General features: G+C 57.3%; 22 protein-coding genes and 1 pseudogene. 7 read left to right on the top strand and 16 right to left on the bottom strand.

The window, feature by feature from the left end; translation table 11 throughout:
* Window positions 1-71: 71 nt before the first annotated feature.
* Complete coding sequence (locus AB4N73_RS08775) at window positions 72-383, top strand: hypothetical protein (RefSeq protein WP_130927275.1); 312 nt, start codon at window positions 72-74, stop codon at window positions 381-383.
* A 169-nt stretch (window positions 384-552) separates the two neighbouring features.
* Here AB4N73_RS08775 and AB4N73_RS08770 read toward each other — a convergent pair whose 3' ends face one another.
* Window positions 553-1,512: a LysR family transcriptional regulator gene (locus AB4N73_RS08770; RefSeq protein ID WP_050977893.1), complete on the bottom strand. Its 960-nt coding sequence runs from the start codon at window positions 1,510-1,512 to the stop codon at window positions 553-555.
* 89 nt (window positions 1,513-1,601) lie between these two features.
* Here AB4N73_RS08770 and AB4N73_RS08765 point away from each other — a divergent pair, with 89 nt between their 5' ends.
* From AB4N73_RS08765 to AB4N73_RS08755, 3 genes are all read left to right on the top strand, one after another.
* Window positions 1,602-2,420 carry an NAD(P)H-dependent oxidoreductase gene (locus AB4N73_RS08765; protein ID WP_252867631.1) on the top strand — a complete coding sequence of 273 codons (819 nt, stop codon included), beginning with the start codon at window positions 1,602-1,604 and terminating at the stop codon, window positions 2,418-2,420.
* Window positions 2,417-2,707 (top strand): hypothetical protein, encoded by a 291-nt coding sequence (locus AB4N73_RS08760; RefSeq protein WP_122706234.1) that lies wholly within the window; start codon window positions 2,417-2,419, stop codon window positions 2,705-2,707. The genes AB4N73_RS08765 and AB4N73_RS08760 overlap by 4 nt, the downstream gene beginning before the upstream one ends.
* Before the next feature lie 284 nt (window positions 2,708-2,991).
* Window positions 2,992-4,446, top strand: a complete 1,455-nt coding sequence (locus AB4N73_RS08755) for a TrkH family potassium uptake protein (protein ID WP_252867630.1) — start codon at window positions 2,992-2,994, stop codon at window positions 4,444-4,446.
* A 58-nt stretch (window positions 4,447-4,504) separates the two neighbouring features.
* Here the strand turns inward: AB4N73_RS08755 and AB4N73_RS08750 are convergent, their stop codons facing one another.
* Window positions 4,505-4,990, bottom strand: a complete 486-nt coding sequence (locus AB4N73_RS08750; protein ID WP_252867629.1) for a DUF6130 family protein — start codon at window positions 4,988-4,990, stop codon at window positions 4,505-4,507.
* Between the two features lie 410 nt (window positions 4,991-5,400).
* Here AB4N73_RS08750 and AB4N73_RS08745 point away from each other — a divergent pair, with 410 nt between their 5' ends.
* On the top strand, window positions 5,401-5,781 hold the full coding sequence (locus AB4N73_RS08745; RefSeq protein ID WP_122507382.1) for a hypothetical protein: 381 nt from the start codon (window positions 5,401-5,403) through the stop codon (window positions 5,779-5,781).
* Between the two features lie 71 nt (window positions 5,782-5,852).
* On the opposite strand, the gene AB4N73_RS08740 is transcribed toward AB4N73_RS08745, so the two are convergent.
* From AB4N73_RS08740 to AB4N73_RS08725, 4 genes are all read right to left on the bottom strand, one after another.
* Window positions 5,853-8,243, bottom strand: coding sequence for a TonB-dependent siderophore receptor (locus tag AB4N73_RS08740; protein ID WP_460143277.1), 2,391 nt, complete (start codon window positions 8,241-8,243; stop codon window positions 5,853-5,855).
* A gap of 121 nt (window positions 8,244-8,364) precedes the next feature.
* Window positions 8,365-9,345 (bottom strand): FecR domain-containing protein, encoded by a 981-nt coding sequence (locus AB4N73_RS08735; RefSeq protein ID WP_460143276.1) that lies wholly within the window; start codon window positions 9,343-9,345, stop codon window positions 8,365-8,367.
* Window positions 9,332-9,850 (bottom strand): sigma-70 family RNA polymerase sigma factor, encoded by a 519-nt coding sequence (locus AB4N73_RS08730; RefSeq protein WP_460143275.1) that lies wholly within the window; start codon window positions 9,848-9,850, stop codon window positions 9,332-9,334. Before AB4N73_RS08730 ends, AB4N73_RS08735 begins: the two co-directional genes overlap by 14 nt.
* A 222-nt stretch (window positions 9,851-10,072) precedes the next feature.
* The gene (locus AB4N73_RS08725) at window positions 10,073-11,209 is read right to left on the bottom strand and encodes an NAD(P)/FAD-dependent oxidoreductase (protein WP_460143274.1); all 1,137 of its coding nucleotides are present in this window, start codon (window positions 11,207-11,209) and stop codon (window positions 10,073-10,075) included.
* Between the two features lie 365 nt (window positions 11,210-11,574).
* Between AB4N73_RS08725 and AB4N73_RS08720 the strand changes: the two genes are divergently transcribed.
* A complete protein-coding gene (locus tag AB4N73_RS08720) occupies window positions 11,575-12,411 on the top strand; it encodes an MliC family protein (RefSeq protein WP_460143273.1) in 837 nt (278 codons plus the stop codon).
* Window positions 12,412-12,684: 273 nt separating this feature from the next.
* Here AB4N73_RS08720 and AB4N73_RS08715 read toward each other — a convergent pair whose 3' ends face one another.
* Entirely contained in the window at window positions 12,685-13,686 is a 1,002-nt protein-coding gene (locus AB4N73_RS08715) for a zinc-dependent alcohol dehydrogenase family protein (protein ID WP_460143272.1), read from the bottom strand.
* Window positions 13,687-13,794: 108 nt separating this feature from the next.
* Between AB4N73_RS08715 and AB4N73_RS08710 the strand changes: the two genes are divergently transcribed.
* Window positions 13,795-14,676, top strand: coding sequence for a LysR family transcriptional regulator (locus AB4N73_RS08710; protein ID WP_460143271.1), 882 nt, complete (start codon window positions 13,795-13,797; stop codon window positions 14,674-14,676).
* A gap of 186 nt (window positions 14,677-14,862) precedes the next feature.
* Here AB4N73_RS08710 and AB4N73_RS08705 read toward each other — a convergent pair.
* The 9 genes and pseudogenes from AB4N73_RS08705 to AB4N73_RS08665 all read right to left on the bottom strand — a co-directional run bounded on the left by AB4N73_RS08705 (window position 14,863) and on the right by AB4N73_RS08665 (window position 21,281).
* Window positions 14,863-15,493 (bottom strand): annotated as a pseudogene (locus AB4N73_RS08705) (cysteine hydrolase family protein).
* Window positions 15,494-15,577: 84 nt separating this feature from the next.
* The gene (locus AB4N73_RS08700) at window positions 15,578-16,606 is read right to left on the bottom strand and encodes a D-cysteine desulfhydrase family protein (RefSeq protein ID WP_236168808.1); all 1,029 of its coding nucleotides are present in this window, start codon (window positions 16,604-16,606) and stop codon (window positions 15,578-15,580) included.
* Between the two features lie 97 nt (window positions 16,607-16,703).
* Window positions 16,704-17,360 (bottom strand): DsbA family oxidoreductase, encoded by a 657-nt coding sequence (locus AB4N73_RS08695; protein WP_236168809.1) that lies wholly within the window; start codon window positions 17,358-17,360, stop codon window positions 16,704-16,706.
* On the bottom strand, window positions 17,357-17,572 hold the full coding sequence (locus AB4N73_RS08690) for a tautomerase family protein (protein ID WP_024012974.1): 216 nt from the start codon (window positions 17,570-17,572) through the stop codon (window positions 17,357-17,359). Before AB4N73_RS08690 ends, AB4N73_RS08695 begins: the two co-directional genes overlap by 4 nt.
* 210 nt (window positions 17,573-17,782) lie before the next feature.
* The gene (locus AB4N73_RS08685; RefSeq protein ID WP_041480354.1) at window positions 17,783-18,250 is read right to left on the bottom strand and encodes an HvfA family oxazolone/thioamide-modified RiPP metallophore; all 468 of its coding nucleotides are present in this window, start codon (window positions 18,248-18,250) and stop codon (window positions 17,783-17,785) included.
* 252 nt (window positions 18,251-18,502) lie between these two features.
* On the bottom strand, window positions 18,503-19,294 hold the full coding sequence (locus AB4N73_RS08680; RefSeq protein WP_460143270.1) for an HvfC family RiPP maturation protein: 792 nt from the start codon (window positions 19,292-19,294) through the stop codon (window positions 18,503-18,505).
* Window positions 19,287-20,171 (bottom strand): HvfB family MNIO-type RiPP peptide maturase, encoded by an 885-nt coding sequence (locus AB4N73_RS08675; protein ID WP_460143269.1) that lies wholly within the window; start codon window positions 20,169-20,171, stop codon window positions 19,287-19,289. The genes AB4N73_RS08680 and AB4N73_RS08675 overlap by 8 nt, the downstream gene beginning before the upstream one ends.
* 113 nt (window positions 20,172-20,284) lie before the next feature.
* Window positions 20,285-20,704: an organic hydroperoxide resistance protein gene (locus AB4N73_RS08670; RefSeq protein ID WP_460143268.1), complete on the bottom strand. Its 420-nt coding sequence runs from the start codon at window positions 20,702-20,704 to the stop codon at window positions 20,285-20,287.
* 61 nt (window positions 20,705-20,765) lie between these two features.
* Window positions 20,766-21,281: an HvfX family Cu-binding RiPP maturation protein gene (locus AB4N73_RS08665; protein WP_256809809.1), complete on the bottom strand. Its 516-nt coding sequence runs from the start codon at window positions 21,279-21,281 to the stop codon at window positions 20,766-20,768.
* Window positions 21,282-21,445: the final 164 nt, after the last annotated feature.

Raw genomic sequence — 21,445 nt, 5'->3', positions numbered from 1 at the left:
CCCAAAGCGCTCGTCATCATGTTCAAGTATTATTGCGTCGATGCTCGGACTATTCATAGGTAGGTTGATGCATGGCCAGAAGCATTAGGCTTCAACAGAAACTTCATTCAAAGTATCTCATTGAGGTAGCGGGAGAGGTGGTGCTTGATGACTGCCTTGTTGAAAAGCTATGGGCGCTCAACAGAGGTGACAGGTTTGAGTTGAACTCACGCTCCATCGGTTTTGGACCTGTTCAAAAATACCGCTTGGAATACGCGATAACGAGAGGCCCCATTCCTGGGCATTGGCTCTACAAAGAATTTGACCCAAAGGAACTGACATTATTTTTTACGGCAAAAGACTTTGCCGGCATTTGCCATGGCTGGACCTTGTTTGACGAGTGACCATTCACGGTTCGCTGCCTGGGAGGCAGCTTCCGGCCAAAAACAGTCATTCAGGTATGCCGATAAAACCATAATCGGCCATACGTAGATGGATGGAAATTTATTGCCTCAGCGAGCTTGCAAGAGCGAGCCAACCAGCGAGCCTTTGACCTATCGAGTACTCGACACGCTAGCTTGTCTGGACGGGTTTTAAGGTTGTCAGAGTTCTTGGGTTGCCATAATCGGATGCACGAGAATCGGCCACGCGAGTGATGAACTCACGTACCCATTTGAAGCCGGCGTGCCCATCCGACCGCTCATGCCAGAACAAGCCAATCGCAAAACCTTCCACCGGCAAGGGAGGGGCTACGCACAGCAGTTGCTCGCTGCGACCGTCTACAAGACGACTTGGAACCAGGGCCACACAATCCGACTGCGCGACCAACTCCGGTACTGGAAGAAATGACGACGCTGAATGAACGACGTTACGCCGCAGCCCGTGCGCTACCAAGGCGTGATCCACCGAGGTAGAGAAGCCTCCGCCGCGCAGTGACACCACGACATGTTCCAGCTGCGCGAACTCATCCACGGTCAGGCCCGCGCGCAGGCTTGGATGCCCACGACGCCCGATCAGCACGTAACTCTCATCATAGAGGTGTTGCGAGTGCAGTGCGGGCGGAACCCCGTTCATGTTTATCACGGCCAGATCCACCTCGCCGCGGGTCATCTGCAGCTCCAGCTGTGGTACGTCCAGGACGCGCAGTGCGATGCGGACACCCGGCGCTTCGCGTCGCATGGCGACAACGAGATGTTTGATCAAAACCGCCTGCACGTAATCCGTGCAGGCGATTGATACCGTCAGGCTCGCCGTCGCGGGCTCGAAATTCAGATGAGTAGTGACGGTCGCCCTTACCTGGTCAAGTGCCTGGCGAAGCGGCACGAGCAGCTCCAAGGCTTTGACGGTGGGCGTCATTCCACGCTGCGCGGGGATCAGAAGAGGGTCGTTGAAGACGTCGCGCAGACGGCTCAACTGAGCGCTGACTGCTGGCTGGCTCAAATGCAGACGAGCGGCAGCCCGGGTCACGTTCTGCTCAATGAGAAGGGCCTCCAACGTCACAAGCAGATTTAGATCAAGGCGTCTGGTATCCATCGATCTTATGTTAGCAGCAAAATTTTGCGATTTCACAGATGGCCCGAGCCCCGCGACACTCCTTCGAAATCACAGCGGAGCCGTCCTTCATGTCGAAAAAAGTACTGATCATCTATGCCCATCCCGAGCCTTCGTCGCTAACGCGGCAACTGGTGGATGTGTCTGTTGAATGCTTGACTGCGCAAGGACACGAGGTCCTGCAATCCGATCTATACGCCATGGGCTGGAAAGCGATATTCGACGAGCACGACTTTCCTCAGCGGGCCAACCCTCAGCGGCTCTCGTTCGGAGCAGAGTCCGCCCACGCCTATCGTCATCGCAGCCAAAGCCCTGACGTGGCGGCGGAGCAAGACAAGGTTCTAGCGGCAGACGTAGTCATCTTCCAGTTTCCGCTCTGGTGGTACGGCATGCCTGCCATCATGAAGGGATGGATAGATCGCGTCTGGGCAGCCGGACTCGCCCACGGCTACAAGGACGCTGGCAACGCCTACCGCTATGGTGACGGCGCTTTCAAAGGCAAGCGGGCCATGTTGTCAGTCGCTGTCGGCGGCCCCGCAGAAGACTACTCGCCGCGCGGCATCAACGGACCACTCGAGCAATTGCTGTTTCCGATCACGCACGGCTCGCTCTACTTTCCTGGGTTCGATGTGCTGCCGACGTTCGCCATATACGGCACTGGCAACTTGACCGCCGCAGATGCCGTCGCAGCTAAAGAGGCTTGGCGCACCCGACTCGAGGATTTGTTCACAGATGCGCCAATACCCTTCCGGCCCCAAAACGGTGGGGACTACACTCCCCGCAATGAGCTTAAACCGAATGTGGCCGTGGGCCAGAGCGGCATAATGGCGCACGTTGCTTATGGTGAAACAATCCAGCGCAAGCAGCTGAAAACGGAGGAGGTGACATGAAAACCTTCGTGATTCTGACTCGCCGTGCTGATGGAGCGGCAGAAGACTTCAAGCGGCTGGCGAAACCGGAGGTAGTGCACGTTTGGCAAGGCTTCGCTGGCGGTATCGTGCGCGCAGTTCATGGGCTGGCCGATGGTCCCGGTGCCGCGTTTGAACTGGAGTCCGTCACCTTCGAAGAGGCGCGTGATTACATCGAGGCGCTGCCTTACGTCAAAGGGAATCTGCTACACGTGCAGTACTGCGCGCTCAAGCCCTTCTCTGATTACGAGAAACTCGTTTCCTCCTGATGAGCGATCAGCGCAGATCAACTCCCGTTTGCACGGCGCTGCATGCTGCAGCCAGATTTTACGCGCAACATGCAGCGTCAGGCCGGGACTCGTTTGATGCGAAGAGGGCTGGCACTGGCGGCTTCTGCCGTTTCCGGCCTGTTGCGAAGGCCTGTAATTGACTCATAGCCACGCTTTGACTCCCGCAGCCTGACTGATTGCAGGTCAAAATTTTACGGAGAATTTACGCAGTCTTTATTGAGGGCATCCGATACTGCGCGGCGCTAATTTGGAACGGTATCGTGATGTCCCTCGCAGCAATTCGGCTTATCGGCTTCATTTTGGGTATTTTTTTGATCACCCTGGCGGTAAGCATGGCTATACCCATGATGACGCTGGTGATCTATGAGCATAGCGACGAACTGTCGGCCTTTCTCTGGTCGAGTCTGATTACCTTCATCTGTGGTCTGCTGTTGATCGTGCGAGGGCGTCCGGAGACTGGCAATCTTCGGCCCAGGGACATGTACCTGTTGACTACCGCTAGCTGGGTTGTTGTGTGCGCCTTCGCAGCGTTACCCATGGTTTTCATCAGTGATATCAGCTACACCGATGCGTTCTTTGAAACGATGTCGGGCATCACCACCACTGGCTCGACGGTACTCACCGGTCTGGATATCGCCTCTCCCGGCTTGTTGATCTGGCGTTCCATGCTGCACTGGTTAGGCGGCATCGGTTTTATCGGAATGGCTGTCGCGATTCTTCCGCTCTTGCGAGTCGGCGGCATGCGTCTTTTTCAGACAGAGTCCTCGGACTGGTCGGAGAAAGTGACACCACGTTCTCATGTCGCAGCCAAGTACATTCTTTTGCTCTATCTGGGCCTGACGGGTATCGGCACTTTGGCGCTCTGGCTCGCAGGAATGACCCCATTCGAAGCGATCAACCACGCAATGTCGTTGATCTCTACCGGCGGGTTCTCGACGTCGGACTCCTCCCTCGGGCACTGGGAGCAGCCAGCAATCCACTGGGTGGCGGTAGTCATCATGATCCTGGGCAGCCTGCCATTCACCTTGTACGTCGCAACCTGTCGGGGCAATCGGCGTGCGCTGATCAGGGACCACCAGGTACGCGGGTTTATTGGATTCCTGCTCGTCACATCGTTGGCAGTAGGTACCTGGCTGTATTTTCACAGCGACTACGGATGGTGGGACGCGTTTCGTATCGTGGCGGTCAATGTGACCTCGGTCGTCACGACCACCGGAATTGCGGTTGGCGACTACACCTTGTGGGGCAGCTTCGCTGTGTTGCTGTTTTTCTATCTGACCTTCGTCGGTGGCTGCTCCGGCTCAACGGCAGGCGGGCTGAAAATCTTCCGTTTTCAGGTGGCTGCCGCGCTTCTGGTCAGCAGCTTGAAGCAGTTGATTCACCCTCGGGCCGTGATTCAGAAAAAATACAACGGCCATCCCATCGACGAGGAGATCGTCCGTTCGCTGCTGACCTTCTCGTTTTTTTTCACCATCACGATTGCCGCCATCGCTTTGGGCCTGGCACTGATCGGGCTTGATTGGATTACCGCTCTGAGCGGTGCCGCTACGGCGGTGTGTAACGTCGGCCCCGGCCTGGGCACAATCATCGGGCCGGCAGGTAATTTCTCGTCACTGCCGGATGCGGCCAAATGGCTACTCACCGTTGGCATGCTGCTAGGCAGGTTGGAAATCCTGACGGTGTTGGTGCTCGTGACCCCGGTCTTCTGGAGATATTGAGCCAGTCAATCGCTGGCAGAGACGCCGATTGTTGCCTGTTACGGTGATAGCACGGCGGTCATGGTTTTACCGCGTGATGATCGTCAGTACGGGGAGCGTCCGTCGGTTTATTCTCCGGTACTGTAAAACTCACTGTCGTACTGGTGATGATCTGGTGCGTCGGGTCGGCCACTTCCAAGAGAACCTTGTGAGGACCGGGCGTTAGCCCGACCAGGATAATCGGGTCTTCACTGGTGTGCGCCCACGTACCTTTCCAGTCATCGACGGTCACGTGAAGGTGACCTAAGCGTGGTGATACCTGCGCAGCCACCTTGCCAAACACCGGCATGATCCTGGCGTGCTCTGTTCGAAACTGGATGATGACCACTCCGCGGGCGAGTGGCTCGGCAAGCGGCGGGTAGGCAATGAGTCTCGGCGCACTCTCGGATGCCAAGGGCAGTATCGCCAGCGGAGAATCGCTGTCTGCTGCCCCTTGTCCGAGCACGGATGGGCAAAAGCAGACACCCAAAGCCAGGGCCAATAGACTTCCGGGAGCGAGGGACATGATCGGTTTCTCCGCGTGATTTCATTCAAGCGTAGATCAACCTGGGTATTGCCCGCGGCTCATTTGAAAATGGAATCATCCAACGTATCTCATCGATACTGACTGGCCGCTTCTGGCCGATCTCCGTGTCACGGATCGCCAAATACCCAAAAGCGGCCACCCTTGTGTTTGTGTACTATCTCAATTCGCTAGCGCCAGTGAGCGCGGGTCTCGATACCCGCTTTGTCACGTTTATCTGATGACAGTCCAAGTCGACCTCTGCCGAATAAGCCCCGGGGGAAAACGGGACCACCCAATCAGAAGCTGCTTTCGAACCATAGCTGTCGCTTAACAGCAAATCTGCCAACATGTTTTCTAACAGGCTTGTCCTGAATCCATCGCAAAACCGAACTCACGAGTACTTTGATCATATGGCCACAGGTCTTAGTGATGCCGAGCTTGATTACGTACTGGGGATGATTGAGAAAGCCCCAAACACCGAATTAAATGTTATGTGTGAGCACCTGCAGATCGACAGCCGCGATCTTCTCAATCAGTTGGCGATCTCAGTGGCAAGACTGTTTATCACCGGCGGCCGCGATTTTCACTACTGTGATGAGGTGATGAATATTGTCATCAGCGATATCGTCGATCTGTCCTTGTACGCAGAGATGCCCGAGCCGGCATTTTCGATCTATCAGGCATTTGATGCGGGCGAGTATTGGCACAGCGGCGATGACCGGGAGGTATTCCCTTGGGAGAGGTGGACCCGTCCTGAGCTTGAGAGAATTTTGCGTGAGGTCGGCGGCTAACAACCAAGTCGAAGGTGCCCGCGGTAACGCGGGCACCGTTTTCTGTGTGGGGAAAACGCTGACCCGTCTGCTTACCAGTTGTAGCTCAGCTTGGCGGTAATCTCGCGGCCCGGGTTGTAGAAGTTCGCGGTGCCGGAGCCGACCACGTGCTGCTCATCCAGCAGGTTGCTGACGTTCACCGCCAGGTCGGTGCCCTTGGCGATCTTGTAGTTGAAGGCGGCGTCGAACAGGGTAGTGCCATCGCTTTTGCCGGAGTTGGCTGCATCGAAGTAATAAGCGCCGACGTAGCGCGCACCCAGGCCCACGCTGACATCAGTGGCGGGTACGTCGTAGTAACTCCACAGCGAAGCTGAATGCTTGGGTGCCGTGGCGAATTCGTTACCCTTCAGCGAGCTGCCGTCGTACAACGAACCGCGCAGTACCTCGGACTCCATGTAGGAATAACCACCGATCAGGCTCAGGTTTTGCGTCACCTGCGCCTTGGCCTCCAGGTCGAGGCCACGCGCCCGCGATTCGCCCACTGTCTGCTGCTCGATGATGCCGCTCGGCAGCACCACGGCGATGGTGACGTTTTCCTGGGTCAGGTCATACACGGCGGCGGAGAACAGTGCATCCATTCCCATCGGCGCATACTTCACGCCCACTTCGTACTGCCTGCCTGTCTGCGGTGTCACGCCAACCTGCGGCGGCGAGACGGATTCGACCATGCTCACGTAGGTGGACACCTCATCGTTGACGATATAGGTCAACGCACCTCGGTAGGAGGTTTCGGAGAAGTTGTCTTTTTCAGTGGATTGCAAGCCTTTGCTGGTCAGGTCCATCGAGTCGTTGCGCACGCCTCCGGTGACGATGAAACGCTCGTAGAACGACAGGTTCTGCTGAAGGAAGACGGCCTTGGTGGTCGCCTCTCGCTTGTTGACGGCATACGGCGCGATTGAGCGTGGAACGCCAGTAAACACAGGGTTGGCAATATCGATCGGGGTTGTCAGGGCGTAGACCGAGCTTTCCTTGGTGGTCGAATCGAGATACTCCACGCCCACCAGGCTGCTGCTGTCGATGTTCTCGAAGCGGGCATCGTATTGCAGCATCAGATTGCCGTTGAACTGGTCAGCTTCGGTGTCGGTGCCAAACAGGTATCGATCAACGGTGGTACCGACACGCGCGGCGCTGTCGCTGAGGTACACGTAGCCGAAATCATCGGTCAACTTGCTGTAACGCAGATTGCTGCGCAGCACGAAACCGTTGTCGAAATCATGGGTGACGTTACCGCTGAGGCTGGTGCGCTCGACATCGTGGAAGTTGTAGCTGGGCTCGCCATAAAACTTGCTGCGGTCGTATTCCCGATCCAGCGGATAGCCGCCGCTGTTGGGCGAACTTTCGGTTTTCAGGTAATCCAGAATCATCGTAGCCGACGTGTAATCCGTCGGTGCCCAGGTGAGGCCACCCATAAACAACTGGTTATCGTCCTGCGAGTGATCGTACTCGCGGTCGCTGTTCTGGCCTTTGGCAGTAAAACGGCCGGCCAGGGTTTTCTCGTCGTTCAGCGCATCGCCGACATCGATGCCGGTCTCGACATGGTCAAACGAACCGTAGGTCACATAGCCTTGGCCAAACTTCTCGAAGCGCGGCTGTTTGGTCACGAAATTTACCGAACCGCCCGGGTCCGCAGGGCCAAACAGCGTGGAGTTGGCGCCACGCAGAATCTCGATGCGCTCATAGGCGAATGGGTCTTCGCGTACGCCGCGCATCGAGCTGAGGGTCAAGCCGTCACGGTAGGTGGTGGCCTGGAAGCCGCGGATCTGGAAATAGTCGTTACGATCATCCGTACCATAAAAGTCACTGACCACGCCCGGCGTATATTGCAGCGCCTCTTCCGTAGTGCTGACGCTGCGTTGCTGCATTTCCTTGTTGGTCACCACCGACACCGATGCCGGTGTATTGAGAATGCTGGTGGCCACCTTGCCGCCAACCCAGAGTTCCTTGGCGACCACCGAGTTGGCGTCGTCGTCGGCACTGACCCGAACCTTGGCATTGATGATGAGCGGGGCGAGGCGGTAGTCCTCGACGGCCGTTGCATCGAGCTCCAGCGGGCCGGCGGTTTTTGCTTGAGGGGTCAGCAGGTAAGCATTCGGGCCTTGCTGTTCGATCTGCAACTCGCTGCCCTGGAGCAAGGATGACAGCGCTGCCGATGTATCGAGCGTGCCATTCACGCCAGCCGTGGTGCGGTTCGCCACACTCGAGGCGTCGAAGGAGAGGCTGATGCCAGCCTCACGCGCAAAACGGTCAAGCGCCGGCGCCAGTGGGCCGGGGGCGATATTCCACTGTTTGACTTGATCGCTGTGGTCAGCGCCCGAGGTTTGCGCCAGCGATGGCAATGCATAGCTGCTCACGATCAAACCCAAAATCGCACCGTGCAAGGCACGACTCAAAGGATGGCGCTGTGAAACCGGGGACGAACTCATTTTCTCGCTCCAAGAAAGGACATCGGCAGACTGGCCTGTATTCCGGCCTTCCTTAGAGGTCGAACGAGAATGAGAAACCACCTCATTATTTTTCAGATAGCAGAAAAATATTCAGGTGGACTCAGGTGGCAGCGGTTACGGTCACCCAATAACGGGTTCGGTAATCAATGTGCAGGCGCAGTGACTGCGCGATCAATGCCAGGACCCGATCGTTGTCGGCGAGCTGGAAAGTGCCGGAAACGCGTCGATCAGCGACCTCTTCGGCGCAGCGCAAGACTCCCGGGCGATAACGCGACAACTCCGCGATAAAGTCACCAAGGCGCATGTGGTTCGCACTGATCACTCCGTCACCCCAACCCCATGGATCAAGGCCGTTGTCCCTGAACGTTCGGGTGCCGCTTGGGGTGAACAGCAGTTGGTTTCCTGCCAGGACGTTGCGGCTCGCAGGCGTTTGACTGGAGCCGGGGAACACCGTGACTGATCCTTCCTGGGCCGCGACCAGAGTGCCGTCGTCACGCTCGCGGACCAGAAAGCGCGAGCTATGGGCTCGCATCATTCCGTCGCGTGATTGCACCCACAATGGTCGCGCTCGCGGCGAGTGTTGATCCGCACCGACATTCACGATGATTTCACCTCGGCGCAGGATGATCAGGCGTCGCTGGGCGTCGAAATCGCTGTCGACGGCGCTATCGCTATTGAGCTGGATAAGACTGCCATCGTCGAGTTGGAAACGTCGTTGCTCGCCGGTGCTGCTGCGCTGCTGTGCAAGCATGGAGGGCAGGGGGGTGTAGTCGCGGCCGAGCCAGGCTGCCGTGCCGACCGTCGCCAATACGCCCAGTAGCTTCAGGCTTTCCCGCCGGCGCATTCCATGCTGGGCGCCCTTAAGGGTTTGTCGAGCCAGCTGAGCTGGCACGCCTTCGAATTCATCGCCAAGCGTTTCCACACGCTGCCACGCCAATCCATGCTCCGGGCGCTGCTGCAGCCAGTGCTCAAACGTGCGCTGTGTCTGTTCATCGGCCTGATTGAAGCGAAGGCGCACCAGCCATTGGATCGCCTGCTCGACAATGGCCGGATCCAGCGCCTCGGGCTCAGGCCTCGACATAACGCAAGCGATAGCAATGTTGCAGGGCCGTGGCCAGATCGCGCTCCACCGTCGCGCGGGAAACACCGAGCTTTTCGGCGATTTGCGCGCAGGTCAGACCGTCGAGACGGGCAAATAAAAACGCCTGGCGTACTCTTGGTTTAAGCGAGTCGAGCAGACGGTCTATGCGCTCGAGCGCATCGAGAATCATCAGCCGGCTTTCTTCCGATGGAACCTCGTGTTGCGCCAGCAAGGTGATGCTTTCCAGGTAGGCACGTTCGAGTTCGCGACGACGATACTGATCAATCATCAACCCTCGGGCAATGCTGCTCAAATAAGCACGTGGTTCGCGCAGAGCGCCGGACTGATGACGGTGTTTGAGCACACGCACAAAGGTGTCCTGCGCCAGATCTGCGGCATTATCGCGACAGCCAATGCGACGGACCAGCCAGCCCTGTAACCACGAGAAGTGGGTGCGATAGAGCAGCCCTGGATCTGCAGTACCTAGTGTTTCGTCGCTACGCATCGGCATCCCGGGACATACATGATTGATAATGAATCGCATTCTACTCAGGCGTTGGGCCATCAGGCAAATACGTCGCGCGTAGTGTCTGTTTCGGGCGAAATGACGCCCCGGGTTTCTTGGACAATTGGCCACAGTTCAGGCTGACGCGCCGATCCCGGTAATAGGCCCAGGCTGGGTTGCTGCGTTACTGGTCAGAGGTGCAGTCATTCTTGGTTTGTCCCTTCATCGCATCACCTTGGGTTCGAACGTCTGCTCTTGGCCGATTTCTGCCTCACAAGAGGCTCCCTCCGCTTGCAAAAATCGATCAGGCCGGCATGGGCAAAGGGCACTGGACACCTTGTCATCGATGATCTCCTCGCTGGCCAGACGTCCCACTATCGCCGCCAGAGTAATTCCAGGGTGCATTGCACAAACGTAGACGCCACCTACTTTGGGGAGATAACCGATGATCGGGATGCCATCGGCAGGCATGGGCCTGAGGCCGACACAAGCCCGTTCCAGTTCTATGGAGACGACACCATGGAGTTCGTTCTGGATTGTCTTGGCAGTGCGAAGCGCTATCGCTGCCGGCTGATTTTCCACGGCATCGTTCAGATAATCTTCCGCCGCGAGCAACGCACCATCCGAACTTTGCCGCACTTCCATTTCAGGGCTGGATATGAGGGTGTGTACGAGGTCGGGTTGTGACTTGTAACGGATGAAAATGGCAGGGGAGGCCTCTATTGGCAGGGACACTCCAAGCATGTCTGTCAGTTTCGTGATGCCTGCCCCGGCTGCCAGTACGACAATATCGGCATCGAGGCTGCCTATCGTTGTTTCGACTCCAGTCACCGTTGCACTCTGGGTTACCAAACCGAGCACTCGCGTCTGAGTGAGAATCTTCGCCCCATATGCCTGCGCACCTGCGATCAACGCATGCGTAGCTGCTACTGCGTCCAGCGCTCCTTCTTCAGCCGCATACAGAGCAGACTGGGGAGGGTTCTTGAGATTTGGTTCCAAGTCGAGAATCTGCGATCGAGACACCTGGTTTACCGAAGCCTGGTGACCTGAGATCGGCAGCGCCTCAATCGCCATCGCACTGTAAGACAAGGCACCTGTCCATCTTATCTCCAGACCTGGCAGCTGCGTTTCGAGTCGGCGGTACTCCTTGATGGCAGAACCGCGCAGTTGCGCGATTGGGTCGGGTTCGGAGTGTGAGGCATTGAGCCAGGCGAATGAGCTGCCAGTCACTCCCGAAGCTATATCTTCAGCTTCTAGCAAAGTGACATTCGCGCCTTTACCTGCCAAGTGATACGCCAATGACGCGCCAACGATGCCTGCCCCAATGACAACGACCTTTTTGCCCTGACCATTTCCCATATCAACCTCCGTATTGTCGATGTGCCGATGGTACGGCAGCCGGATGATTTCATGACATGAGAACCTGATCGTTGAGCTATTTAAGTGTCTGCTTCTGGCCGAGTCCGACAACGGTGCCGTGCGACTGATCCACCCCGGTCCTTCACCCACGTGGAGGGCACCACCATATACATACACAATCGCCAAATATCGACATCTGGAAATTGCTGAGCAAACCCGAACTGTGCTGAAGGCCTAGACGCATCAGGCGTGCCTGCGCAGCGAGGACTTCTTATGCTGCAATCACTATTGACTCACCGATCGCTAGCGGATGAGACCGGCTAAGATGAGTGGTTGGCGACTGCGTAAATCCAGGGAAACCGCACATGCGCAAATATTTGGTCTTGCTATTGATTGGCGTCACAGGCGTTGCCAAGGCGCAATCTCAATGCTCAAACACGTGGTATCAATCGGTCGATAAGGTTCTGCATACGGCTGATATGCAGGGGCACGGACCGGATTTAGGTTCTGACGAATGGAAGTCAGTGATCGAGATAAAGCTGGGGGTTCAAGATGGGTCAGATGTCCCAGAGCGAAGCTCCGAGCAGTGGTGCAATTACATTGATCAGCAAATCAGTGCGATACAGTCGACCGGGGCGCGCACGGGAACATCGTCGGCTATCAATTCGTCACCTGGTCCATCTTACGATTGCTCAAAGGCGGAGCCTGGCGGTATCGAAGCATTGACATGTGAAGACAAGGAATTATCTGCCCTCGATCGCAAACTCTCGGCAGTGTATGCCAGTGCCAGTATTAAGGCCGCCAACGAGCATCCACCAATGCTCAAAGCAGAGCAGCGGGGGTGGATCAAGGGGCGGGACGATTGCTGGAAGAGTGATGACGTCGGTGCATGCCTGCGCATGGAATACCAGAACCGCATCGCTGAGTTGCAAGCACGGTACCGACTGATCTCTGGCACTGGGCCTGTCTTTTACGAATGCGACGGCAACCCTGCAAACGAGGTAACTGTCAGGTTCTTCGAAACTGATCCGCCGACATTAATAGCCGAGCGTGGCGACAGCGTATCGCTGATGTACCAGCAACTCAGTGGCATTGGCATCAAGTACGTCGGGCGTAATGAATCGCTTTGGGAACATAAGGCCGAAGCCATCATCACTTGGGGATATGGTGCGCCCGAAGAGCAATGCAAAAGAAAACCTTGAGCAGCGGTTTGTTCAGGCCAGGTAAATACAAATGGGTGAGAGGCCATCTCTCATAAAACGAGCCGCCTACAGGAATCGGGTTGCCATCCATATGGTGTGCGGCCCATGCCAGTAGGTGTGCCATACGTTCGGCAGCAAATGGCGACAGCGTTTTGGGCTGGAAAAGACCATGGGGGCGGCAGCTCTTGGCCGAAAGCGGTTGCCCTTGTGTGGCAACTAACGGCCAAAGGCGGACGCTTTTGGCCGTTAGCGCTATGAAGAGATTACAAGAAGCTATGCACCCACAAACTCGATCACCGTCTTGCCCTTGCCGCGGCCTTCGGCGACTTGGCGAAACGCCTCGTTGACGTCTTGCAGTGCAAAGTACTGTTGATCCACGCGGATCGTCAGTTGATCCGCGTTGGCCAGCGCAGCGGCCTCGCACAGGATAGCGCCGTGATGTTCGCGTCCTTTGCCGGTGAGCAGCGGAGCCAGAGTGAAGACGCCCGAGTAGGTGGCACTTTTGAACGACAACGGTGCCAGGCTGTGCTGGCCCCAGCCCAGGCAGCTCAGCACGTGCCCGGTATAGGCTTTCACGGCTTGGAATGATGCATCCAGCGTGCTGCCGCCGACGGTGTCGTAGACAATGTCGAACCCTTCGCCGGCGGTGTAGTGCTCGACATAATCCTCAACGCTCTGTGCCTGATAGTCGATCGCCGTCGCCCCCAGCGAGCGTATGAAGTCCAGACTGCCCGCCGAACCGGTGGCGTAGACATCGGCACCGCGAGCCTTGGCCAGTTGCACAGCCACTTGGCCGACCCCACCCGCGCCCCCATGAATCAGGACACGCTGGCCGGAGCGGACATTGGCGTGATCGACCAGACCTTCCCACGCGGTGATGAATACCAAAGGCAATGCAGCCGCCTCACGCATGCTTAGGGTGTGTGGCTTGACCGCGATCAGCCGGGCATCCACGGCAATGTACTCGGCCATGGTGCCTTGGGCACCGCCGATCCCGCCGGGCATGCCGAAGACTTCCTGGCCCGGGGTGAACCCGTCGACCGCTTCGCCCACTTCGACGACCGTACCGGCGAGGTCAAGGCCGAGCACGGCCGGCAGCGGTTGGCGGGCGTGAGCCCCTGCGCCGGCGGCAATTTTGGTATCGAGCGGATTGACCCCTGCGGCGTGAACCTTGACCAATACTTGCCCCTTACCGGCAACAGGGCGATCGATGTGACGGATGGCCAGAGGGGATTGAGCGGACTCGGCGATGGCGGCAAGCATGGAATGTTTCATGACGGGAACCTGTGTTGGGATGGACGCTTACAGATTGCCGCGCTTTAATCATTCCGATAAGAAACCCAATTCGCATATGACTTATTCCGCAAAGAGAACCAATCGTCGATGGATCTGTTCGACAGCATGCATGTCTTTGTTCGCGTCGTGGAGCGCGGGTCCTTCTCGGCGGTCGCCCGTGAACTGAACATGGGGCAGCCGGCAGTGAGCAAGCAAGTGCGCGCGCTGGAGCAGTATCTGGGTGGGCCATTGTTCGCACGCAGCACTCGGCATTTGGCCCTGACCGACCAAGGTCAACGCTTCTACGACCACTGCCAGGAAATTCTCGGCCACGTCGAAACTGCTACACGGAGCTTTACCAGTGGCCAGGAGCAGATCGCCGGCCCTTTACGAGTCGCCGCCCCGGTCAGTTATGGAAGGTTATGCATCGCACCGCTCATAGGGATTTTCCTGCAACGCCATCCTGATGTGCGGATTGATCTGCGGCTGAGTGACCACAATGAAGACCTGCTCAAGGAAAACATCGATCTGGCTATCCGCATTGGCGCGGTGAAGAGCGAGGGATTGGTAGCACTGCCACTGGGCAATAGCCCACGGCGTGTCTATGCCGCGCCCGGTTACCTGGCTCTGCACGGCGTGCCACTTGAGCCAAGCGAACTGTCCGATCACAACTGCATCGGCTTCACGTTGCTGGAGCATTACGACCGTTGGCACTTTACCCACAGCGCCGAAGAACTCGATGTAGCCATTCAGGGTAACGTCACCAGCAACAGCAGCGAGGCCATCCGCGAAATGGTGCTCTCCGGTTTGGGTATTTCTCTCTCACCGCAATGGCTGTTCACAGCTGACGTCGAGCAGGGCAGGGTGAGTACCGTACTCGACAGCTATCAGACCAGCGCGCTGCCTGTCAGCGCCGTACTCAGCCGCGAGCGACGACGTTCAGCGCGGACGATGGCGTTCATCGATTTTCTACGCGAGCAAATGTTGTAGAAGCGTTTCGCCGGGAAGACGGATCTACATCGACCATCAGCGAATTTTCCTGCCATTGAAGCCGACAAGAACAGGTGGCTCAAGCTGATTTCTGCACAGCTCTTATTGGCGGTCGATCAAGCGCTGAGTTGTCCTTGGAGTGAGCGCGCTACGGCAAACTGGCGAAATCGGTGAGGTTCCTCGCCATTACACCTGCGCTGCAAGCGCCTCAATCAATTCCTGGGTGGTCACGATTGAATGAGCGAAAGTCGGCCACGTTCAACTCGTGGGCGGCGTGCATCATTTCCGCACGGAAAGCGGCGGTCGCATCCCGCACCAGCGTGACGTGGTAGCCCAGTTCCGAGGCGTAGCGGGCGGTCGCTTCGATGCAGGTGTTGGCGAGCAGGCCGACGATGATGACGTGGGTGATGCCTTTCTGCTTCAAACGAAAATCAAGGTCGGTATTGGCAAAGCCGCTGGAGCCCCAATGTTCCTGCACGACAATGTCGCCGTCCTTCGGCGCGAAATCGGGATGCCATTCGCCGCCCCATTCACCGCGTGCGAAGTGGTGCATGTGCATGATTTTGCATTGGGTCGGTGTTGGATGATCCCAGCCGTCGTAGTCGCCATGTTCCCAGCGGTGGTGCGGCACGATGACCACCGGAATGTTCTGCGCCCGTACGGCGCGATCGAGGGCTCGCAGGTTGTCGAGCAGCCCGACCTGCTCGGCAATCGGCTTGATCAAGGGGAAGACCTTGCCGTTTTCCGAGAGAAAATCGTTGTACGGATCGACCAGCAGATAAGCGGTGCGGTTCAGCGGATAAGGGGCGTTCGACATGACAATGTACTCCACGCAAGTTGAATGACCGATGCCGTGGGCTCGCCCGGGCATCAGATTTTTATGGCGACGAAAAAGCTCAAGTCAGTTGAAGGCGCTGCGGTAGGCAAAGAGGCCGGGCAAGCCGCCGGTCATCACAAACAGCAGATTGCTTCCTGGCGGGTAGTCGCCCCGGCGCACGGCAGCGAGCAACCCGGCGAAGGCCTTGCCACCGTAGACCGGATCCGTCAGCAAGCCCTCAAAGGAGGCCAGCAGCCGGACCGCTTCGAGCATCGATTCGGTGGGGGCGCCATAGGCGTCGCCACGTTGACTGCCATCCACAGTGATTGCGCTTTGCAGAAGGGTTGCGGACGGGTCCAGGAGCTGCAAGGTTTCCCGAGTTTTTCCCAGGGTCGCGGCCGTGGCCTGCTCCTCAGTTGCCAATACCGAATAGCCGATAACTTCGGTTGATGATCGAGCCAGTGCCAGACCGGCCTGCAGTCCTGAATGGGTCCCTGCGCTGCCGTTGGGGATGATGATCCGCTCGAAGTGAACGCCGAGCGCGTCTGCCTGGCGGAGGATCTCTCCCGCACAAGCGGCGTAGCCCAGACTGCCCCTGGGGCTGGAGCCGCCCAATGGTATGAGGAAGGGTTTTTTGCCCTGGCTTTTGAGCGCGCTAAGCAATTCACCAGCGTAGCTATCGGGCGTCAAACCGCGCGGCAGTCGATGGACCTTTGCGCCAAACAGGCCATCGAGCAATACGTTGCCGTTATGACAAAAATCATCATCGCTGCGCACCGCAGACGGAGTCAGAATAAGCTCGCAGGCCAAGCCGTGGCGGGCCGCGACGGCGGCGGTCAATCGGGCATGATTGGATTGAAAACCACCCCAGGTAACCAGTGTGTCCGCGCCTTCGGCCAATGCTTCGCCAAGCAAAAATTCGAGTTTGCGCAGTTTGTTGCCACCGCCGCCGAGGCCCATCAGGTCATCGCGTTTGACGTAGAGATCGCAGCCATGCAGCTCGGCGGCCCGGCTCAGGCGGGACAGCTTCTGAATCGGTGTCGGGCCTTCCAGCAGCGCCACTCGGGGGTAAGCAGCCAGCGCAGTTTCCAGTTGATTCAAGTCGTGAGGCATGACGGTTCACTTGACGTTGATGGAAGGAAGTGGGGCGGTCACTTCAACAAGCCCCGGCGAAATGCTTAATAACTGAGATTGCAGTTAAGTCGCTTTGTCAGGCAGTGGCGGACTCTCGTGCCACTTGCCTGAGGATTTGTTCGTATTCCTTGACGGATAGCGATCCGGACACCAACTGACGACCGTTCAGCACCATGGCCGGGACCGAGTTAATCCCGCACTCAAGGTAAAAGCTCTCAAGTTCACGGACCTCGAGAGCGAACGCCTCGCTAGTCAAAATCTCGCGGGCGCGGGTGGTTGAAAGTCCAGCTTCACCGGCCAGGCGCACCAGTGTTTCGTGGTCGCTGGGGTTCTCGCCATTGGTGAAATAAGCCTCGATCAGGATTTTCTTCAGCGCGACCTGGCGGCCTTCCTGCACGGCCCAGAGCAGAAGGCGATGGGCATCGAAGGTGTTGTAGAAATGGCTGCGCTTGTCCAGGTCGAACTGAAAACCGATGGCATTGCCACGCGCGACGATCATTTCATTGCGCGAGGCGACTTCTTCGGCGCTGCGCCCGTATTTGCGCATCATGTGCTTGATGGCGTGCTCGCCCTCGGCCGGCATGTCCGGGTTCAGTTCGAACGGCTTGAAGGTCAGTTCTACGGCAACCTCGCCGGCAACGTTCGCGATGGCTTGTTCCAGCGCTGTGGCGCCGAGTGCGCACCAGGGGCACACCACATCCGACACAAAGTCGATACGGACGGGGAAAGTCATTTCTTCGACTCCGCCAGCTGTTGGCGGTACTCGGTGGTGGTAATTCCGGCATAGCCCCAGTTATCGGTGTCGACCTCTTCAATGACGATATGGGTGAGGTGCGGGTCCTTGTTGAGGACGGTTTGCATGGTTTTGGTGATCTCGGCGATGACTTGGGATTTCTGTTCTTTGGTAACGCCGTCGCGAGTGATACGAACGCTGATGAAAGGCATGGGATAAGTCTCCTGTAGGCACCCCATCGATATGAAGGGGAGCAGTGGGATCGACTTTAGAGTGTTGCGTTCAGGGGATAAATCAGGGGCGGAGAACATCACTTATAACGCTGTGTAATCAATCCGCATTTAACATTGAGCGCTTTGCAGAAAGTAGATCGCCCTCCCTGGCTGCAGGCGCGGGGAGGGCGAATGCTACGGCGGGAGGAATCAGTTCTGCGCTTTGCTCATGCGGGTAAATAGCTCGGTTGGGACTTTTTTGCCATTGGAGATGTACTGGTTGGTTCTGAACTTGTAGACCTCACCTTCCGAAAGAAAACCATCGTGGTTGGTGTCCATCGCTTTGAATTCTTCACCGCCCTGAGGTGCCACAGCCAGCAGCTCTTTAAGAGAGACGAGGCCATCATGGTCGGTATCTGTGCGAGCGAAAGAGTCGTCCCCACATTTGCCTTCACCGCATTTGCCCTCGGCAGTAGCGGACTTGTCGCTGGCTTCGCTGGCGCCGCATTTGCCTTCACCACACTTGCCTTCGCCGGTTTTATCGGCCGATGCCAGTTGGTAGCCTTGGGGCAATGGCTCAACAGCAAAAGCGGCAGACGATGCCAGGCTCATGCCACCGGCTAAAGCAATTGCGGCCAGGCCGAGACTGGTTTTGTTCGACATTGGTTTACGGTACATAGTGCTTCTCCAGATGCTTTGCGCGGCGAGGCCGCGGTTCATGCCACAGGGCGGATAGACCCTCAAGGAAGCTCAAGGCGAAGGGCGCACGCGTCGTCCACTTCGACAGAGCGACCTTATTCGGGCAGGCCTATTTAGCGGGAGTCATGTATCGGCGATGTATCGGCGAGCGGAGCATTTGTAAGCCAATCCCAAGACTTCGCGTTTGGGTACATAGAGATACAAAAACCGACCTCAGCCTTTGCGCGTCAGTCAGGACAACAGCTTTAAAACGGGTGTCGCTGCTACCCCGACAACAGCTTGCGCATGCAGCTGGCGCAGCAGCACCAGTGCGTCAGCGACGAAGCTGGTCACGTCTGATGCACCAGCCTCCGCAGCCAAAGCGTGCAACTGCGCTCGTCCATCCATGTCAGGGAAGTGCTCGATCCGCTGCAACAAACGGAACGCGAGAGGGCTGACCTGGGAGAATTGCACCTGGCCACTCGGCACACGGCTGATCAGCAGCAACGTCGGTTGTTCTGGCGGTTCAGAAGGCAAGTGGCCTGGGCCGAGACGATGTACGGCCCAGGTGTAAGCCAGCGGCCAGACGAGCGGGGAAAGCCTGAGGGGACGATCGAGTAAATGCGCCGCATCACTGGGCTTTAAAGGCGCAGCGTCCAACTGTTGCAGCGCCATCTCCACCCACTCGTAATGAGCCAATTCAGGCAAGAACGGGTACCAAGGGTGTTCGTGACCGGGCGAGTCTTCCAGGCTCGCTACGAAGTCTACAAACTCACGAGCAATTTCTCCGAAGCGTGGTGTTTGCGCGCGGTAGTCACGCAAAAAACGTCGTACCAGCGCACGCCAACCGGCATCACCCAGCACGGCAACCAGCACCGGAAACGTCCCACCCAGCAACCCCAACAGATTGTTCAACACCAGGTTGAGATAGACCTGCGCTCTTGCGGGATTCATCTGCGCAGGCGGCGCATAACTGTCCGGGTCACGCAGGTACCGGGTCAGCGCGAGCTGCTGACTGTGCAAACTTGAAGGGGAGTCAGCCATCGACGGTCACCCGCACCAAAGCATTGGCGTCGCGTTGCAAGCGCCTGATGGTGTTCAGCTCAGCCACCAGTTCGTCGTAGGACGGAAAGTTGAAATCGCGCTCCAGCAGGGTCGGCTTCACGCCGAAAAGGTCATAAGCCTGTCCCAGCAATGACCAGACTACCGGTTTGACCGACGCACCATGGGTGTCGATGATCAGGTCCTCGGCTTCGTCATAATGTCCAGCCACATGCATGGCAACTACGCGTTCTGGTTCCAGGCCGGCGAGGAAAACCGCTGGATCAAAGCGATGGTTCACTGAGTTGACGTACACATTGTTTACGTCGAGCAACAGGTCGCAATCGGCCTCGCGAAGCACTGCATTGGTAAAAGCAAGTTCGTCCATGTCCTGATGAGCAGCGGCGTAGTAAGAGACGTTCTCTACAGCAAGACGCCGGCCGAGAATGTCCTGTGCACGACGGATGCGCGCCGCAACGTGATGAACTGCCTCTTCAGTGAATGGCAACGGCAGCAGGTCGTAGAGATGGCCATCGTCACTGCAGTAACTCAGGTGTTCGCTATAGAACGGCACGTTGAAGCGATCGAGAAACCCGCGGACTTGCTCAAGAAAAGACTCGTCCAGCGGCGCACTGCCACCCAGCGAAAGTGACAGACCATGGCATGACAGCGGATAACGTTCAGCTAGCATCTGCAGGGCCGCTCCATGCGCGCCGCCGATGCCGATCCAGTTCTCTGGAGCAACCTCTAGAAAATCGAAATCACCGACTGGAGCGTCACGAAGCGTGTTGAGCAGCGCACGGCGCAACCCGAGCCCGACGGTCGCCGCAGGGGGAAGCTGTGGATCTAAATGCGTTGATGATGAAGTGTTCGTTTGCATGAGCTAAATACTCCGATTCGACGTCTGAAACGCCCGATCCACGCCACCTCCACGGTCACCTATGGCAGCCGGGCGGGCATGGATCGGGCGGTTGAAACCCGCCACGGTTCTGCTCAAACGAGGTTGATCACCACGTTGATGTTGTTCCGCGTCGCTTTGGAGTACGGGCATGTCTGGTGTGCGGTATCGATAAGGTCTTGAGCGACTTCTCGATCCAGCCCGGGAAGGTAGACATTGAGGCGAGCCTGGAGGAAATACGCACCATCGGTTGTGCCTAGATCCACTTCGGCGTCGACGGCAAGGTCACCCGGGAGGGTGACTTTCAGCTTGCTCGCCGCAATCCCCATCGCGCCGATAAAACAGGCCGACCAACCAGCGGCGAACAACTGCTCTGGGTTGGTACCGGCGCCAGAGGTGCCAGGCGACGACAGCTTTATATCCAGTCGGCCATCGTCACTGAGGGCGGTGCCATTGCGTCCACCCGAAGAGGTATGGACTTTGCCGGTGTACAGCACTTTATCAATATGGGTCATGGTGAAACTCCTGATTAACTAGTGGGGGTTGAGAGCGATACCCTTGGTGACGCGATAACACTCAGCGTGCATTCAAACGCTTGAGATACCGACCGATGCATGCATCCAGGCTCAGCTTGCCGGCGCCTGTGAACACCAGTGGCAGAAGGGCTACGAGGTAGATCAAAGGAAGTTTGAAATTGCCGTAGCCTTTGTTGCTGATGGAGTAGCCCATAGCCAGTTCGCTCAACGTCGACCACTCTGCTGGCCAGTGAACTGCGGCAGTTGCCACGACGGTGACCACTATGAGGATCAGTGCCGAAAGACGTGTTCCCAGACCTACAAGCAAAGCGATGGAACAGAGCAGTTCTGCCCACATGGATAATTGCCAATTGAACGTAGCCGGCAGTTGATTGAAGGGAAAAGGAAATGCCCCTTGAATGCTCGGGAACCAGTTCTCACCGTTCCACTTTTCCCATCCCGCTTCAAAAAACTCCCAGGCCAGAAAAACGCGCAGGCTTAAAGGGGCGATCCAGTCCCCAGCGCGATCGAGATTAAGTTGCAGCCGATTCAAGACCGATGACGCGTTTGTTTGCATGGGTTTAATCCTCCGACTTGTCGTCAAGAAAGTGGAAGCCGTTCAGGTGCTCCTGATGAGAGGTTTCAGGCACAGGAGCAACTGCGCTGGCCGTGGGCGCAGTTCATCGTGCTGGTGTATCTCGCTTGTGTCTGAGGGGGCGGGAAGATCAATGTTGTGTAACG

Source organism: Pseudomonas sp. S3_B08, from assembly GCF_054667725.1.
This window is presented reverse-complemented; position numbering and strand designations above follow the sequence as displayed.

What these genes read in the sequence shown, in the direction of transcription:
- AB4N73_RS08695 (WP_236168809.1), bottom strand. Translation starts at nt 17,360, where the DNA reads ATGACTTTCCCCGTCCGTATCGACTTTGTGTCGGATGTGGTGTGCCCC.
- AB4N73_RS08770 (WP_050977893.1), bottom strand. Translation starts at nt 1,512, where the DNA reads ATGGATACCAGACGCCTTGATCTAAATCTGCTTGTGACGTTGGAGGCC.
- AB4N73_RS08665 (WP_256809809.1), bottom strand. Translation starts at nt 21,281, where the DNA reads ATGCAAACAAACGCGTCATCGGTCTTGAATCGGCTGCAACTTAATCTC.
- AB4N73_RS08750 (WP_252867629.1), bottom strand. Translation starts at nt 4,990, where the DNA reads ATGTCCCTCGCTCCCGGAAGTCTATTGGCCCTGGCTTTGGGTGTCTGC.
- AB4N73_RS08760 (WP_122706234.1), top strand. Translation starts at nt 2,417, where the DNA reads ATGAAAACCTTCGTGATTCTGACTCGCCGTGCTGATGGAGCGGCAGAA.
- AB4N73_RS08675 (WP_460143269.1), bottom strand. Translation starts at nt 20,171, where the DNA reads ATGCAAACGAACACTTCATCATCAACGCATTTAGATCCACAGCTTCCC.
- AB4N73_RS08745 (WP_122507382.1), top strand. Translation starts at nt 5,401, where the DNA reads ATGGCCACAGGTCTTAGTGATGCCGAGCTTGATTACGTACTGGGGATG.
- AB4N73_RS08735 (WP_460143276.1), bottom strand. Translation starts at nt 9,345, where the DNA reads ATGTCGAGGCCTGAGCCCGAGGCGCTGGATCCGGCCATTGTCGAGCAG.
- AB4N73_RS08720 (WP_460143273.1), top strand. Translation starts at nt 11,575, where the DNA reads ATGCGCAAATATTTGGTCTTGCTATTGATTGGCGTCACAGGCGTTGCC.
- AB4N73_RS08680 (WP_460143270.1), bottom strand. Translation starts at nt 19,294, where the DNA reads ATGGCTGACTCCCCTTCAAGTTTGCACAGTCAGCAGCTCGCGCTGACC.
- AB4N73_RS08700 (WP_236168808.1), bottom strand. Translation starts at nt 16,606, where the DNA reads ATGCCTCACGACTTGAATCAACTGGAAACTGCGCTGGCTGCTTACCCC.
- AB4N73_RS08725 (WP_460143274.1), bottom strand. Translation starts at nt 11,209, where the DNA reads ATGGGAAATGGTCAGGGCAAAAAGGTCGTTGTCATTGGGGCAGGCATC.
- AB4N73_RS08775 (WP_130927275.1), top strand. Translation starts at nt 72, where the DNA reads ATGGCCAGAAGCATTAGGCTTCAACAGAAACTTCATTCAAAGTATCTC.
- AB4N73_RS08715 (WP_460143272.1), bottom strand. Translation starts at nt 13,686, where the DNA reads ATGAAACATTCCATGCTTGCCGCCATCGCCGAGTCCGCTCAATCCCCT.
- AB4N73_RS08730 (WP_460143275.1), bottom strand. Translation starts at nt 9,850, where the DNA reads ATGCGTAGCGACGAAACACTAGGTACTGCAGATCCAGGGCTGCTCTAT.
- AB4N73_RS08685 (WP_041480354.1), bottom strand. Translation starts at nt 18,250, where the DNA reads ATGTACCGTAAACCAATGTCGAACAAAACCAGTCTCGGCCTGGCCGCA.
- AB4N73_RS08710 (WP_460143271.1), top strand. Translation starts at nt 13,795, where the DNA reads ATGGATCTGTTCGACAGCATGCATGTCTTTGTTCGCGTCGTGGAGCGC.
- AB4N73_RS08690 (WP_024012974.1), bottom strand. Translation starts at nt 17,572, where the DNA reads ATGCCTTTCATCAGCGTTCGTATCACTCGCGACGGCGTTACCAAAGAA.
- AB4N73_RS08670 (WP_460143268.1), bottom strand. Translation starts at nt 20,704, where the DNA reads ATGACCCATATTGATAAAGTGCTGTACACCGGCAAAGTCCATACCTCT.
- AB4N73_RS08765 (WP_252867631.1), top strand. Translation starts at nt 1,602, where the DNA reads ATGTCGAAAAAAGTACTGATCATCTATGCCCATCCCGAGCCTTCGTCG.
- AB4N73_RS08755 (WP_252867630.1), top strand. Translation starts at nt 2,992, where the DNA reads ATGTCCCTCGCAGCAATTCGGCTTATCGGCTTCATTTTGGGTATTTTT.
- AB4N73_RS08740 (WP_460143277.1), bottom strand. Translation starts at nt 8,243, where the DNA reads ATGAGTTCGTCCCCGGTTTCACAGCGCCATCCTTTGAGTCGTGCCTTG.